The following is a 14861-nucleotide window of genomic DNA, read 5'->3' on the forward strand; positions in this document are numbered from 1 at the left end:
TCATTTTTCCCCTCTAATCATTTTGAGATTCCAATTGACATAGCGTATACAAAGATTTTTAAACCATTTTGTACAGTAGTAAGCACCGATACATACTAACAATCCAACCCCAAAAAATGTAATGGAAACAAATATATCAAGCCATAAAAAAGTGCCCGTTAGTATCTTAATTACTACTAGTAATGGTGCTATAACGGAGGAGATCCCTCCAATCCACATTGAGAATATAAAACTTATAATTGTGATTAAAGGTCCTAATACAATAATGAAGTTTAATAAACTAAGTCCAACTACCGACGTAACAGCTCTTGTTATATTTGATGCGGACGGATCTTTTTTCATCTCATCAAAACGATATAAAGCTAACATCTCTTTTGCAATCGCTTTTGGCGAGCCAAGCCCCTTTATAATTTCCGCTTCTGTCTTCCCTTCCTCTAGCCCAAACCGAAAATGCTCCTCATAGTCATATAAAATATCTCTTCTTTCTTCCTCTGGTAGCTTTCTAAGATGTGTTGATAATTCTTGAAGAAATTGCTCCTGATTCATCTCATTACACCCCTTCAATAATTTCCTGTACCCCTTTAGCGAAATCACGCCATTCCGTTACAAGTAAATGTAGTTGTTCTTCTCCTAGATTTGTTAATTGATAATATTTACGCGGCGGCCCTTCCGTTGATTCTTTTAAATATGTTTGAAAATATCCCTCTTTTGTTAATCGGCGTAACAACGGATAAACAGAACCTTCTGATATTAAAAATTTATCGGAAATCTCTTGAACAAGTTCATATCCGTAACAATCTTTTCTTTTAACAAGTGCCAGTACACAAAGCTCCAGCACACCTTTCTTAAACTGGACGTTCAAGGACAATCCTCCTTTTTATCAGTACTACTTAATGCAAGGTACTTCCACTAACCATAATATACCATTTACTATTACTTACTACAAGGTACTGTTGTATATTTGATTGAAATATTACAAGACCATTGTCATGAATTGAAAGAACGTCTCAAAAAAAAACGATAATTCCTTAATGAAGGACTTACCGTTTTTCACTAAAAATACTATTCGTAACTGCATATTAAAAAATTCATGTTTTGAGAAGCTCCGAATAAAGTGAAACTTTAATCAGCAGGGTTTCTTCATCCTCCACTAATCACGAACCCTCATTCCATCGACTGTTGCATCTGTTTTTGCTTCAACCTTTCTTCTAACACATGAATCATAAATAAGAAATGCTCCGCCTCCCTTACAACATGATCCGCTAATAGCGGATTAATTACATTTCGAATTTGACATGTTTGAATAAGTTCCAATCCTGCTTTTTTGAAATTTCTCAATTCAACTGTAGCGTTTTCACTATCTTTATTCATTTTTCCGATAATCGGGTATGTTGGTTGTTTCTGATATAACATTGATTCTACATCTCTAGCTTGACTAAGAAGGACTTCGAAATCATCACCAAATTTTAAAGCAGTATGAACTAAATTTCGTTCTGATTGATCAAGTAATGAGGCAATAAAACGAGAATGTTCCATCATAATTCTTAACCAAAATACATTTTCACTAATGATCGCATCTTGAATTGGATCCATTTTCCCTTCATTAAATTTCTGGAGTGTTCGTATAAAATACTCTGCTTCACGTGCAATATGATCTACTAATAACGGAAAGTTAAACCCACTTACTTTACAATTAATAATTAAAATTAAAAGATTTCTTTTATAATTACGAAATGCATAAACGAGCTGAATACTTTCTTCATTTAATTGCCTGACTGCTTGAACAGTTTGAGGGATAGAAAACGCTTTTTGTAAATGTCGATCAAAAAGATGAAAAAATTGATCCACCTGTTGAATTAAGTTTGTGTCTTTTCGGTTAAATCCTTCACCAAGAAAAAGTGCGTGCTCCTTCATAATCCTTAACCAAAAGCGATTTTCAGTTAACGACCTCTCAATAAATAATTGTTCTGTTAATGATTCAGAAGGTGCAGCTTTCAATTCTGGCGGAAGTAACATCGCCCTCTGCGTATCCATAACAAAATGACCAGGAATCGATTGTTGCTCCCCGTTCGCCATTCAAATCCCCCCATCCCCTAAAAACACCATTATGACACTATATATATGAAATGTTATGATTTACTATCCCTTTCAACATCAACTTAGGAGTTTCCAAATATATTGTTTTAAAAAGTTCACACCTCAGCGCTATTTATTACCCGGAGCAGGCTGGTCTACTCCTCTAATACGATGTTTATGACCATTATCTTCCGTTGTATAAAAATCATAATAATGAACATGCATTCCATTTCCAACTGGAATTGCCGGCCCTGAGTACGCTTTATAGTAATGAGTATGCCCATCCTCAAATACAACATAACCTTCTGTATAATGTACATGTCCATCCTGCGTTTGAATTGGGGGAGAAGATACATCTAAACATTGATGTACATGCCCTGCATCTACAGATGTATAATCTACAGACCCATGATTATGATTCGGTACAAATCCAGAAACAAAATCAGCCTTCCCTACCCTGTTCACCTCACTCACTCCTTGTTTATAGAAATAAACTCTATACATGTATATGTTTAAAATTAAAATTCATACCTTGAAGTTCCAGTACTTACCAAAGATTGATTTTGCCCATTGGGAGGGCTAGTCCCCCCATGCGCAAAATTTCATAACTTACGCTTTAAGTTCTTCAAATTGCGCGACTTAAGAAGCGGTCCATTACTTTTTCGTTTCAGAACTGTTCTTTTTTTCCTTAACAACAAATAAGACACCACCCAGATTACGGCAGCGCCTACGAGAATTGCTATTGATTTAATCATTAACAAGTATATCCGGCCCCTTCTTCAACATATACGAGAAACCCGAAATAAATACGAGACTAAATATAATAATAGAAGACCACATATTAAAATGATATTCTTTACCTGCAACTAAATTATAAATGTTATGGACCAAAAAATTAGCACCTATAATCATTCCACCTAATATTGAACTAATTAATATGCTCATGAAATAAAACTTGAGCTTCTGAAACATTTTCCATCTACCCCTTTTCTAAACAAAACTTGATTTAAGCTATTTTAGAAAATTATACCATTTATTTTTCAAGTATTATTAAACCTATAGTTTAATTAAGGTTATTTTAAGAAAGCATGATCTATTCAAATGTCCATTTTATTCAATCACTAATTGCTCTAACGATTAGAGGAACTCATGGTATATGAGCTATTACAGAACAACATTTGGGTTTAAAAGATAAAAAGAATACACCATAAAGGACGCCATATGAGCGTCCTCTTTTTCTATGATAAAAGCTGCCACATCTCAATCAAAAATGCACCCCAATTGTTAGACACAATTGGGGTGCACTTCAATTAGAGCCGGTATTTTTTATTTTACTTGTATATATTCTTCACTAGCTATAATAAGGAAGAAGAACGTCTTTTAGTGAAGGTAAACGTTCTTCTTTCGCTGTAAACTCCCTTAACTTTCTTTTGCTACAATTCCTCCACCATTTCCATCCATATCAGAAGATGACGAAGTATCGCTTATATTTAACATTAAATCTGGTCTTGCAGGAGCTCCACCATCACCAACATTACTTGCTTGTTGTGTGCTTAAAGAAAGATTCAAACAAAATGATAAAATTCCTGCAATTACTAACCCTTTTATTATTATGCCCTTTTTTTTCATTATTTCAATGCTCCTTTTTCTAAATATTTTTTCTGCGCTTGATTATTGATGTAAAAATACTTACTTGCCTTTGAATCATTTTCCTCTTTGTAAAATTGCAAAGCCAAAATCTCGCTATATTCTTGAACACAATCCCATAAACCTTCTTTTTCAAAATACGAAATTCCTTCTAAAATTACAGGTTCTAGTAATACACCAGAAACATTTTTATTCATTTCTTTCAAAATCATAAAACGTTGTTGAAACTCCTTATTCTTCAACTTATTACATATATTTAAACCTTCTTCGATTAGTTCAGCTGCAATGTTTGTTTCACCTAATTTATAGTGTTCACGTGCTAATACAAAAATAGCTTTAAAGTGGTTTGGATTATCCCTTGTTACTTCTAAAAGATGACGAATAGCTGAGCTAGAAAGATTCTGATTCGCATATAACCATCCTAAATTGTGACGAACCATTAGAATAAACCTTTCAATACCTGATTTTTTAAATACGTCTAGTGCTAAAGTAAAATTTTCTTCGGCTTGTTCATATTGCTGCAAATCTAAACATGACATTCCATATATATTGTTACATAAAGCAACATTTACTTCATACCCTATATGTTTTATATACTCTTCTTTTGCTGCACGTACATAGTTAATCGATAGTAAAGGCTCATGCGACTGATAGTAAAAATATGCAATTCTATAATTAAATTCAGCTTGTTCTATTGGATTAGACATATATTTTAATAATCCTTCAGCTTGTTCAAAATGCTTTTTTGAATCATTGTAATTTGAAATGAACATTAAATGAATACCCTTGAATAAATGATAATAGTATGTTAAATGTGCATCATTAGGAATCGATAAAGAATCAACTTTATCAAATTCATCATAAGAAATATTCATGCTATCTATTAATACTTTATGCCTAAAATTTAATAATGAATAGTAAAACCATATGTTTTGATCTTCTTCGATATGATTAATTTTAGAATCAATTTCTTCTTTTAATAATTTTGATTGAACAAAATCCTGTTTTAACATTAATTGGTACCAAGTATCTAATGAATGCCTGATTTGTTCCACGGTTATTATATGTGCGCTCATAACAAACCATCCCCCTTATCCTATCTTGATTCGACTAAATATCACCATAATTCTTCAAATCCGAACAAAAAACCTCCTATCAAAACTTGATAAACAAAAAACAAAGAAAATAATTAGCAGTGTTTGGGTGGGGATATTTTTATCCCGCATTAACGGGCAGTAAGACACCCACCTCAAGATTCAGAGAGAAGCAAGGAAGATAGGTGGGAGTAGGGCTGCCCGTAACAGCCCGATTGGTGAGAGCTCATAATCAGTGGGGGATGAAGAAAACCCCCCACTGATTAAAGTTTCACTTTATTTGATATTGCTGCACCTCTTACTTTCAATGCCAGGAAGCAAAAACTGCTGAAAGTGGAAATGAAGCAGAACTACTTACATCACAAAAAATTTTAGAATTACGAGAGTTACAGAGAACATTACAAGAATATGGTATTACAGCGGAGGATATTGCCAATGGGATTCAAATTGAACTACTAGAGTGATCAGTGCCGCTAGAAACTCAACACCAAGTAAAAACATTAGGTAATAAATCCCAAGTTGCAAAAGTAGCAGCTAAGCAAATGTGAGAAAACCTTAATAGAATAGGTAGAGTTGCTTGGGATAGTAGTGTAAGACAATACGTTGACAAATGCCAATTTCATGGGATAAAAAGAAAGCACTAAAAGGATATTTACGTTATACTGTAGTTGTAAAAACTCTTAATATTGTTATTGGCTTTAGTGGTACCATTACAAATGCAATATCAACACAACTCAAAAAGATAGGTTATCCTGCATGATTAGCAAATATGGCTACAAGGGCAATTGTAACACTACCATTTTAATTGTCTTTGATAGAAAGGATATGCATATATGAAAAAAATTCTTCAAAACGCAATTGCATTCTTTGGGATATATACTGTACTTCATATTATAATAGGTCTTGATTTTAATCCCACTATTCGTATAGTGACTAGGATTTTTCAAGCTTTACTAGCAATTTGCTTATTAATTTATGTTATTAAATTTACAAAAACCAAAGAATAATTACAAAAGAAAAACTAAAATGAACTGTACCCCGAATCGCGGACACTAAAAAAAGTCCATGATTCGGGGTTTTTGTGTATTTTTATAAGCGAACCCCGTTATAATGGAGGCAACAATATAAGTGAGGTACGGAATAGGAGTAAAATGATTTTTCATGAACTACAAAGGAAACACCTAGAAAAGAATGAAAATGTGGTAAAAGTATCAGATCATTCGATTAGCTATTGCCCAGATTTTAAAGTAAGAATAGGAAAGGGAAAAAAGCATATTTATCGTGTGTAAAAGATTGTAAAACACGAGAGATTTCCGCCTATCACATCTCTCCCACTTTACAAATGGAAACCGTCTATCAAATACTCGAAAAATGGAAAGTGAGATTAGGAGGTACCATTCATCCAGAAGCCATGCTTCATTCCGATCAAAGTTTTCATTACACGCATCCGGAATACCAAAAGCGAGTAAGAGAAATGGGGCTCAGACAATCTATGTCACGTAGAGGAAACTGCTTAGATAACGCTCCAATGGAATCCTTTTTCGGTCATATGAAGGATGAAGTAAACGATAAGTATTGTCAAACATTCCAATCTCTTCAAGAAGTGATAGACGAGTATATGCAAGATTATCATTATGATCGTTATCAATGGACACTCAAAAAGATGGTTCTGGTACAATACGGGACCACTGAAAAAGTCCACTTTATAGCAAAAAGGAGTCTATCACCTACTATATACAGGCGACGAACTCCTTTTTACCCTCAACATTTTGATGGAATGCGTGTTGTTTTTTCAAAGCAATCACTTTTTCAGTGCCGTCGTACAATACCGGAACCATCTTTTAAGTGCTTGATTTTTAAAGATCTTTTTATGAAACCGTCCATTTTATAGGGTACAGTTCACCATGAGGCTCCTCTTTTTTATTTCTTCTCCAGTAAATGTCTTTTTTAATTCCAACCTTTCAACATCAAACCATCATGTACATTCACATGTTCAAAAATAAAAACTCGAATTGTTCCCTAAAGATTTTATATATTCATTGGTATGTCAACATTTGTGTATCCATCGCACCAGAAAGCAGTACACGAGCACCGCCTATTAAACTAGCAAATACTCTTTCACGTCTCATACCTTTATCTCGTTAATTTTCACCCATTTATCTTGCTCCATTTCTCTAAAAGGATTATTTTGTTACAATTTTAATTAAACGACTTACTATAAATCCCCCATCTATTTGGAGAGCGGCTAGCTTTTGCTAGCTGCTTTGTTATACATGTCTGGAAATTGTTTGATACTATTATTCTTTCAAGAATATATATTTTTATAAATTCTTATCTCTTAAAACAAATCAAAATCTATTAAAACATCTAATACTAGGTCTTCAAACAAGCGCTTTGCTTTAAATTACATATACTATCATGAATCTATTACGAAAGGAGGTTGATATTTTTATGAAAGACCGTTGCTATCGAACTGAATACTGCGTTTGTAAAAAAATAAAGTCATGTTCTTGCTCTAAACGTCATTGTAAGTTTCCTCCAATTGCATTTCCTTGTCCTACTTCTAAAACTCCTTTTATCCCTTGTCCTAAGCCCCATCATAAACCTTGTTCATCTTCATGTTGTAAACGCAAATGCTAAACTAAAATAAAGATTTTGTTTAGTTTTCTAACCTTTCTCCTACTTTGTATCAAAAAATTAATATATGATAAAATAAATAGTTACAACATTTTATTATTAGGAGGGGGATTTATGTCATTCGCAGCATGGAGTATAATTTTACCGACTTTAATCGGAGCAATGTCCGGATTAATTTTTGGTACAAGCTCTTCTCAAAATGAGAGCAAAAATCCAAATTAAAAACTTAATAATAAGATTCAATAACTACTTCAATGATAGCTGATATGTCCTTGGCATTTCAGCTATCAATCTCCTTCGTTGCGATACGATAGGTAAAACTTTGAAGTTATCTCCATCTTTCCCCCGCTTAACACTGTACGTGCGGCTTTCATACCTATTTCCAGTCAATCAGTTGTTGTTATCAAAGTTGATAACCCTCCTATTTCATGATTACACACTTATAAGGAAACGTGTCGCACGTTGCGATAGGTAAGACTTTGAAGTTATCTCCATCTTTTCCCCCGCTTAGCACTGTACGTGCGACTTTCATCGCATACAGCGCCCCATCTTATTCTTTTATACTAAAGTAACTAGATTACAAACTTTACGAAGCTTGTTTATTTTCTTCAATTGATTCTCGCTCAATTGGAGTAGTCTCATATATGTTTTAATCGTCTCTTCATTTGTGGCGTGTATCAGTCTATGGACAAATTCATGTACAATAATTAGATTGTTAAACTCATCAGTTCCTCCCATACCTTTCGGTATTTTATGGTGACAGTGCGCATCTTCAGCTATTAAGAAAATTCCTGTGACCGCGCATTTGCCATTTTGCATGGAATATCTCGATATTCTGTTATCTGCGTACTCCATGCTCTGCCTATTGGAGGATAGCAACATTTTTTGCATTTCATTGGCAATGCTACCCTTTAGGCTTTTAATGAGTTTTTGTCTTCCTTTTCTAGTGTAGTTGCATACGTCTTGACTGAAGTTTTGAGGGAATCGTGTTTGTATATCCGCTAGTGGATATATATGATTTCCTGCTATTTCAAAGGTTCTATAATTGTTCCTGTGAATTCTTTTGTATAATGCGTTTGCATTGGTAGGAATTTTATATTTCCCTATTGATTTAAGACGATTAAACAAGGTTTTCGAGAGACGAAAGGCTATTTCAGTAAAGTCTATGGTTACATGTGTTGCGATTTTGTAATAATTTTTTATGCCAAGCACATAGGAATTATAGTCCTGTACTGTTTTTCCTGATGGACTCTTTTGAATTGCTTTAATCAGAATCCTTGCTTTATCAAGAATATCCTTTATCTTTTTCTCACTCACGTGTGTGTTAGCTACGTACTTTTTGCTCTTTTTGACCGATTTGATGGAGAATCCTAGAAAATCCGAAGATTTTCTTTTTAGGTTAGTTATAGTTGATTTTTCATTAGATATATTAAGGTGTAATTGATTTTTAAGGTAACCTTCTACTGCATGGAATATTTTTGTTGCAGATTGATGGTTGTTTGTGAATATTTTAAAATCATCTGCATACCTAACTATATACATTCTCTTTAGTTTTGCTTTTGCTAAACGATAGTTTTTAGTTTGGACTGTATGTGGTTTTCTTGTTTTGATAGTGTCCCACTGACTAGATATCCACCGATCCAAATCATTTAATACAACATTGCTAAGTAACGGACTTAGGATTCCTCCTTGCGGAGTCCCTTTTGTAGGGATGCCTATTCCTTTAATTGGTGCTTTTAGCATTTTCGAGATGATTGTTAGCACTCTTCTATCAGTTATACCTATGTTATATAGTTGTTTCAGTAGTTTAGAATGGTTTACATTATCAAAGAAGCCTTGTATATCAATATCTACTACGTGACTATATCCTCCTCGATTCATCAAGAATTGACATCTAGCCATTGCATGATGTGTTGACCTATTAGGTCTGAATCCGTATGAGTGTTTGTAAAACTTGGCTTCACATATTGGCTCTAGAACCTGTTTGAACATTTGTTGTATCAATCTATCTCTCATAGTAGGTATCCCTAATGGGCGTTTCTTTCCATTTGGTTTAGGGATTTCTACCCTACGTACCGTATTAGGTTTGTAATCTACAAGAGTTTTTCTTATATTATTAACAAAAGAATCTACATCTTTCATTTTATAATGGTCAATTGTAATACCATCTGTTCCTTCGGTTTTAGAACCAGTGTTAGCTTTTATGTTTCTATATGCCAGTAGAATATTTTCTTTTGATATGATGTGTTTATATAGATTTACACCTTTAGTAGCATTATTTTCACTACGTTCATATAAATCATCAAACACTTTTTGCATATCGTAATATTCTGCATGTCGTAATGTTGTACTCACCGATGTATTATTTCCCCTTTCTTACGAAAAGTCCCATCATCTTACTCGATCCTGTGAGTTACATCTAGTTAATTTAGTTTTCAAAGAACAAGACTAGGGACTATCCCTCCACATTCGTTACATGCTTCATCGGTACTGTATCCCCACCTTCACAAGAATGAAGCAATTTCGGTTCGTTGGAACCTTATATGCATCTGTCCGCTAGTAGGCGTTGATGACAGCTTCTTGCTTACCACGTTCCGATTAACCTAGCTATACATATATCCTTAGGTGCTTGCTGTAAGCCTGTTATCTTTACATCCTCATCGTTAGATGTTCCGAATTTCATATTATCTACTCTTACTTTTCGGTAAATAACGTCGTCATTAACGACATACACATTTCTAATGTATTAATAGTTTAGACCCGTATATTCGCAAGTTCGTCAGTCCGATTGGACATTCTCATCATAGATAGTTTGTAGCATCCCGGCCTATCCATTACCATATGATTTCTCACTTAGGTTTTGTTCAGCCGACTTCACCTAGCTTCATACAATTTGTGACTACTATTACGCCTTGCATGTAGGAGTATCAGATAAGTAGTTTCAGCTCAACATGAAGGCTTTCATTCCTACTTTCAGTCAATCAGTTGTTGTTATCAAATTGATAACCCTCCCATTTCGTGTTTACATACTTATAAGGAAACGTGTCGCGCAAATAACTATTTTGTTTAAATTCACCTTAATTCACATCAAGTTTTCTTAACATTCAAATTAATAATTGTATAATATAATTAAACTATTTGTATGGGAGGTGTTTTTTATGAGATGGAAACAAAAATACAATCCAAAATATCTCTTTTACCGTATGTACAGTTATATTTATAAAGTCATTGATGATATATCATGGTCCATAAAATAATTTAGATTTTTATGGAGCTGTTCCATAAGTCATCTGATGCACTACCTGCTACTTCGATTTTTAAATTTGTTAAATTATCACAGATATATTTCCAATACTTGTTAATGTATTACCTTCCACTTTACAAAAGGATTATTTTATTAGGTTTCTACAAAATGGTAATTGATATGTAATTAAATTATTAAAATATTAGGTGGTGATACAAATGACTGATACAATCCGAATTATTCTGTTCACTCTTGTAGGAATAAGTGCCGTGTTCTCTGTAATTAAAGAACTTCAAAAACCAGAAAAAAATAAATTTTGGATTACATTCGAATCTTTACTCCTGATTGGGGCAGCCTGGATGTTAATAGGGCTAATCATATAACCTACATAATTAGTCACCCCCCGAATAAAACTCAATATTCCGTCAATACTGTTGATGAGCTGTATGCCATAGCTCATTCGGGTTGGCCTCCAATACGAGCAGTTAGCTTTTACTAGCTGCTCTTTTATTTGTTTTGAGCTACAACAAACTTTAATTCTTTAAATTTCTCTCTAGCCTGTTGTTCATTGGACCCACTAATCCATTGATGTTCATATAAAAGTGTAGGGTCAATATTTAATTCGTTTAATAAATAATTGTGTATGTCTTTCGGATTTCCATACACTGCAAACCCTTTAACTGCTACAACGAATTTAAAGTCCAATTTATCCATTCCTCTTTTCAACAAAATGAAATTTTTATACTAAATTCTCAGCAATTGCATGAATTACATTACCTGTGACAGAATTTCCGGCTTGCTTATACAATGGTGAGTCTGAATTAACTTCTCTCGCCCGATCAGGAAATCCCTGTAGTCTCCAATATTCTCTCAATGTTAATTTTCGAATACGATAAGGTGGTTTATCGCTTGATTACAACTTGAAGCTGGTGTGAGTATAAAGTATTTACAAGAACGTCTTGGTCATGGTAGCGTGCAAATTACATCTGATGTTTATTCACACATAAGTAAAAAGTTAGACCAAGAAGCGATGAACAAATTCGAGGAGCATATGCAAAATGTCCTTGAATAATTTTTTTTAGTTTTTTTGTGGGCATTTTAAAAAATGGAATATCGTTATAATTAATTGCCCACAACAAAAAAAGCCCCGATACCGTAGTATCAAGGCTTCTCCCTCTTAGTAAAGAGTCATATATTGATCGCGTTCCCATTGGTGGACTTGCGTACGGAACATATCTTAATCTTTCTTATTGTTTTATATGGTACAGAAAAAGTTAATTTACAGGGTTTTTATCGAAATCTAAATTCCATTAAGAATCATTGCTTTTCATATTTTTGTGGGCAGATTGTGGGCAGATTGTGGGCAGATTGTGGGCGGAAAATATAGTGTGAAAGAATGAGGGATACACAATGAAACCCAAAGAAGAAATGGTAAAAGAAATAAAAGATTTTCAAAATGCGAAGGTTGGCTACAACCTTTACGATGATGAAGAGATTGTGGAGTGGTGCGTTAAATTGGTTCATGAAATCTTCATTCAAAAGAAGCATACGTATATACCAGATCTTGATAGATAATGAATAGAGTCTGCTGTATTGGTAGGCTCCTTCTATATATTCACAAATTCTTCTTATAATATATTCGCTTATTTGTTATACTGGATGACGTAATAATATTATGGAGGTATAACAGTATGGAAAAAAAGAAAAAAGCATTTTATAAGAAGTGGTGGTTCTGGGTAATCGTTGTGATTATAATAGCAGCCGCTGCTGGAGGTAGTGGGGACAAAGAAGAATCAAAAGCTACTTCTAACGAATCTAAACAAGAAGTTAAGAAAAATAATAGTAAAAATGACAAACCTAAAGAACTGTCCAAAGAAGGAGAATCTTCTAACGTTAAAATTTCAGTTGGTTCCGTTGAAACACTAGAGTCTGTAGGTAATCAATATGTAAATGAAAAAGCACAAGGTATATTTAAAGTTGTAGAACTATCTATCACTAATAATCAAAAAGATGCTATCACTATCGATGCTAATAGTTTTAAATTAGTAGATGATCAAGATCGTGAGTTCAAATACTCAACTCAAGCTCAAACATCATTTGATGTTGCTAACGGCGGGAAATCTGACTTCTTCTTGAAACAACTTAATCCTGGTTTAACACAAACAGGAAAAATAGTTTTTGATGTACCTAAAGATGCAAAAGGTTTGGTTTTAAAAGCACGTGGTGGAATGACTGGTAAAGAAATCAAATTAAAAGTTGAATAATAAAGATACTTACTATTAACGCTCTCTTCGGAGGGCTTTTTTATTATTAATTCTTTTGTTTCCCAAAATATCTTTTTAAGTATAGGATATCTCATACCATTATTTAATTTTCGGTTTGAATCAAATTAAATCTGATTATTTTTAATATAAATTAATTACTTTGTGTGCATCTGACAATATTCGACAAAAATCTCCTATTTCTTTTGGTATTATAATATTACAAACTGGAACTACTTTAGAAAAAATACAAAAAGTTACAGGTTTTTTTGTATTTTTAGCAAATATTAATCAAGTACGGGGGCTTTTAAAATTGAATATTGAATTACCATTCCGTTTTACCCGAAACACCATGTATAATTTTTTAGGTCGAGTAATCTCAGATGGACAACCAGTAGAACAAGAAATTACTCTTGATTTTACAAATTTAGATTACATTGAGCCTGTAGCTATAACTATCCTTAGTAACACATTACAATGGCTAGACAAAAATGATATTGTAACTAGATTTAGACTACCGAATCAAAGTCAAATAGGATCCCATAGGAACTGTCCCATTAAATACTTAGATGATTCCATGTTTTTTAAAGAGTATCTTGGTACACCTCTCACTCCCGCAGCGAAAATTCGTCCAACAACAAGACCATTAGAACTAATTAACTATAGTAAAAGTCATTTTTGGATAGAACAAAACAAATCAATTCAACTATTAAACATCGTTTTCAATTCGAAACATCTCAAAAAAAAGAGGTAATAATGGCTTAGGACAATAAAAAGCCATAAAAAAGAAGCCGCCCAACAGGACGGCTCTTATTTTTGTTAATCAAACTATTCTTGTGTATAGACGTAATCAATACCTTTAGCATCTAACCACGCTGTTGCTCGATCTAGTTCATTCCCTTGGCGGTATGCTGTTTCAAATCTAACTAACCCTTGTTTATCTCCATAAGAGATGATACGAGATTCATAACCAAGAGCATCCATCATCCCTAACATTTCCGGCACTAATGCTGTACCAAATTCATACGATACGACTTTATTAAATTTATCCACTTTAATCCCCACTCCTTCTTGTTTTTCAACAGTTTGATTTGTAAACCAAGCCAGCGATTTATTTCCGATTAATTTATTTAAATCGCATTTACCAATACCAGGCACGTGCCCTGTCTCTGTGTATTGCCAAATATCGCACTCATATGCAGGTTTGTTACCGCCATAACGAGGAATCCAAACAAAGTCAGATTTTACATTTGCCATACCAAACGGAGCATACATATGATGACCAACGTATAAACCAACTTTCTGAGCACCTAATCGGCGTAGTTCATCAATAAATGCTTGTGTGCCCGCTCTCATATCATTCATTGTTTTCACTTCAACATCCGCAACCCATACTGTCGCGCTCTTATCTCCACGGTTCCAGAAGTCACGCGCTTCTATTCTTGCATCATTTTCAGAAACGAAACGACAGAATGCATAGTTACCAAAAGGAATACCATGTTGCTTCATGGCTTGTACATATCCTTTATACAATGGATCTACATAATTTGAACCATCTTGTACACGAGCGATGATGAAATCAATGTATTGCTTTGCTATAGGCCAGTTAATGTCACCATTCCATTTTGAAATATCTACAATGTGTCCCATTACTCAACATCTCCTTTTTTATTATCATATTCAGAGCTTGTCTTATTGCTCTTATTACTTAAAATTTCAACTGCATTTGTTAATGCTTGTGGAAGGGGAATCCCCATTCGTCCAGCATTTTCTAAAAGTGATAATAGCTCGTTTCCAATAAAGAAAAAGATTGTTGCTTCACGGATAGCACTATTGCTACCAAATGTAGAATCTAATTGAGCTGCCACTCCAACCAAAAGAAAAAGAACCACTTTTTTAGCG

At 33.8% G+C, this 14861-nt stretch carries 18 protein-coding genes and 1 pseudogene; 7 read left to right on the forward strand and 12 right to left on the reverse strand.

The genetic code is table 11. The features are described 5' to 3' along the window. The 7 genes from MR058_RS08055 to MR058_RS08085 all read right to left on the reverse strand — a co-directional run bounded on the left by MR058_RS08055 (position 1) and on the right by MR058_RS08085 (position 4799). Positions 1-546: a DUF1700 domain-containing protein gene (locus MR058_RS08055; protein WP_242143475.1), complete on the reverse strand. Its 546-nt coding sequence runs from the start codon at positions 544-546 to the stop codon at positions 1-3. 4 nt (positions 547-550) lie between these two features. Next, complete coding sequence (locus MR058_RS08060) at positions 551-862, reverse strand: PadR family transcriptional regulator (RefSeq protein WP_242143476.1); 312 nt, start codon at positions 860-862, stop codon at positions 551-553. Between the two features lie 302 nt (positions 863-1164). Then, positions 1165-2076, reverse strand: a complete 912-nt coding sequence (locus MR058_RS08065) for a DUF2935 domain-containing protein (RefSeq protein ID WP_242143477.1) — start codon at positions 2074-2076, stop codon at positions 1165-1167. A gap of 129 nt (positions 2077-2205) precedes the next feature. Further along, a complete protein-coding gene (locus MR058_RS08070; RefSeq protein WP_242143478.1) occupies positions 2206-2541 on the reverse strand; it encodes a YmaF family protein in 336 nt (111 codons plus the stop codon). A gap of 282 nt (positions 2542-2823) precedes the next feature. Then, on the reverse strand, positions 2824-3048 hold the full coding sequence (locus tag MR058_RS08075; protein ID WP_242143479.1) for a hypothetical protein: 225 nt from the start codon (positions 3046-3048) through the stop codon (positions 2824-2826). A 447-nt stretch (positions 3049-3495) separates the two neighbouring features. Then, on the reverse strand, positions 3496-3705 hold the full coding sequence (locus MR058_RS08080; protein WP_242143480.1) for a Phr family secreted Rap phosphatase inhibitor: 210 nt from the start codon (positions 3703-3705) through the stop codon (positions 3496-3498). Next, positions 3705-4799, reverse strand: a complete 1095-nt coding sequence (locus MR058_RS08085) for a response regulator aspartate phosphatase (RefSeq protein WP_242143481.1) — start codon at positions 4797-4799, stop codon at positions 3705-3707. The genes MR058_RS08080 and MR058_RS08085 overlap by 1 nt, the downstream gene beginning before the upstream one ends. 628 nt (positions 4800-5427) lie before the next feature. On the opposite strand from MR058_RS08085, the gene MR058_RS08090 reads away from it, so the two are divergent. Both MR058_RS08090 and MR058_RS08095 read left to right on the forward strand, forming a co-directional pair. After that, entirely contained in the window at positions 5428-5577 is a 150-nt protein-coding gene (locus MR058_RS08090; protein WP_242143482.1) for a hypothetical protein, read from the forward strand. A gap of 549 nt (positions 5578-6126) precedes the next feature. After that, on the forward strand, positions 6127-6708 hold the full coding sequence (locus MR058_RS08095) for an integrase core domain-containing protein (protein WP_242143514.1): 582 nt from the start codon (positions 6127-6129) through the stop codon (positions 6706-6708). Positions 6709-8012: 1304 nt separating this feature from the next. Here MR058_RS08095 and ltrA read toward each other — a convergent pair. Continuing rightward, on the reverse strand, positions 8013-9809 hold the full coding sequence (gene ltrA, locus MR058_RS08100) for a group II intron reverse transcriptase/maturase (RefSeq protein ID WP_242143483.1): 1797 nt from the start codon (positions 9807-9809) through the stop codon (positions 8013-8015). A 1107-nt stretch (positions 9810-10916) separates the two neighbouring features. Between ltrA and MR058_RS08105 the strand changes: the two genes are divergently transcribed. Continuing rightward, the gene (locus MR058_RS08105; protein ID WP_242143484.1) at positions 10917-11081 is read left to right on the forward strand and encodes a hypothetical protein; all 165 of its coding nucleotides are present in this window, start codon (positions 10917-10919) and stop codon (positions 11079-11081) included. Positions 11082-11205: 124 nt separating this feature from the next. On the opposite strand, the gene MR058_RS08110 is transcribed toward MR058_RS08105, so the two are convergent. Next, complete coding sequence (locus tag MR058_RS08110) at positions 11206-11412, reverse strand: hypothetical protein (protein WP_242143485.1); 207 nt, start codon at positions 11410-11412, stop codon at positions 11206-11208. 25 nt (positions 11413-11437) lie between these two features. Beyond that, positions 11438-11587: a DNA cytosine methyltransferase gene (locus MR058_RS08115; RefSeq protein ID WP_396021434.1), complete on the reverse strand. Its 150-nt coding sequence runs from the start codon at positions 11585-11587 to the stop codon at positions 11438-11440. A gap of 24 nt (positions 11588-11611) precedes the next feature. Here MR058_RS08115 and MR058_RS08120 point away from each other — a divergent pair. The 4 genes and pseudogenes from MR058_RS08120 to MR058_RS08135 all read left to right on the forward strand — a co-directional run. Then, positions 11612-11770 (forward strand): annotated as a pseudogene (locus tag MR058_RS08120) (site-specific integrase); the annotation flags it as partial. Between the two features lie 338 nt (positions 11771-12108). Further along, positions 12109-12273, forward strand: coding sequence for a hypothetical protein (locus MR058_RS08125; protein WP_204116121.1), 165 nt, complete (start codon positions 12109-12111; stop codon positions 12271-12273). A gap of 116 nt (positions 12274-12389) precedes the next feature. After that, on the forward strand, positions 12390-12962 hold the full coding sequence (locus MR058_RS08130; protein WP_012095388.1) for a DUF4352 domain-containing protein: 573 nt from the start codon (positions 12390-12392) through the stop codon (positions 12960-12962). A gap of 160 nt (positions 12963-13122) precedes the next feature. Continuing rightward, positions 13123-13713: a hypothetical protein gene (locus MR058_RS08135; protein WP_242143487.1), complete on the forward strand. Its 591-nt coding sequence runs from the start codon at positions 13123-13125 to the stop codon at positions 13711-13713. A 74-nt stretch (positions 13714-13787) separates the two neighbouring features. Here the strand turns inward: MR058_RS08135 and MR058_RS08140 are convergent, their stop codons facing one another. Then, entirely contained in the window at positions 13788-14609 is an 822-nt protein-coding gene (locus tag MR058_RS08140) for a GH25 family lysozyme (protein WP_012095390.1), read from the reverse strand. After that, positions 14609-14861 (reverse strand): phage holin family protein (locus MR058_RS08145; protein WP_242143488.1); only part of this gene is annotated, 253 nt, incomplete at its 5' end. The genes MR058_RS08145 and MR058_RS08140, both read right to left, overlap by 1 nt.

The organism is Bacillus cereus group sp. BfR-BA-01430 (genome assembly GCF_022663115.1).
Taxonomy (GTDB): domain Bacteria; phylum Bacillota; class Bacilli; order Bacillales; family Bacillaceae_G; genus Bacillus_A; species Bacillus_A cereus_BD.

Bases quoted from the DNA above. Each gene is read 5' to 3' on its own strand.
- MR058_RS08055 (WP_242143475.1), bottom strand. From the start codon at position 546: ATGAATCAGGAGCAATTTCTTCAAGAATTATCAACACATCTTAGAAAG.
- MR058_RS08065 (WP_242143477.1), bottom strand. From the start codon at position 2,076: ATGGCGAACGGGGAGCAACAATCGATTCCTGGTCATTTTGTTATGGAT.
- MR058_RS08075 (WP_242143479.1), bottom strand. From the start codon at position 3,048: ATGTTTCAGAAGCTCAAGTTTTATTTCATGAGCATATTAATTAGTTCA.
- MR058_RS08080 (WP_242143480.1), bottom strand. From the start codon at position 3,705: ATGAAAAAAAAGGGCATAATAATAAAAGGGTTAGTAATTGCAGGAATT.
- MR058_RS08085 (WP_242143481.1), bottom strand. From the start codon at position 4,799: ATGAGCGCACATATAATAACCGTGGAACAAATCAGGCATTCATTAGAT.
- MR058_RS08090 (WP_242143482.1), top strand. From the start codon at position 5,428: ATGCCAATTTCATGGGATAAAAAGAAAGCACTAAAAGGATATTTACGT.
- MR058_RS08105 (WP_242143484.1), top strand. From the start codon at position 10,917: ATGACTGATACAATCCGAATTATTCTGTTCACTCTTGTAGGAATAAGT.
- MR058_RS08110 (WP_242143485.1), bottom strand. From the start codon at position 11,412: ATGGATAAATTGGACTTTAAATTCGTTGTAGCAGTTAAAGGGTTTGCA.
- MR058_RS08125 (WP_204116121.1), top strand. From the start codon at position 12,109: ATGAAACCCAAAGAAGAAATGGTAAAAGAAATAAAAGATTTTCAAAAT.
- MR058_RS08130 (WP_012095388.1), top strand. From the start codon at position 12,390: ATGGAAAAAAAGAAAAAAGCATTTTATAAGAAGTGGTGGTTCTGGGTA.
- MR058_RS08140 (WP_012095390.1), bottom strand. From the start codon at position 14,609: ATGGGACACATTGTAGATATTTCAAAATGGAATGGTGACATTAACTGG.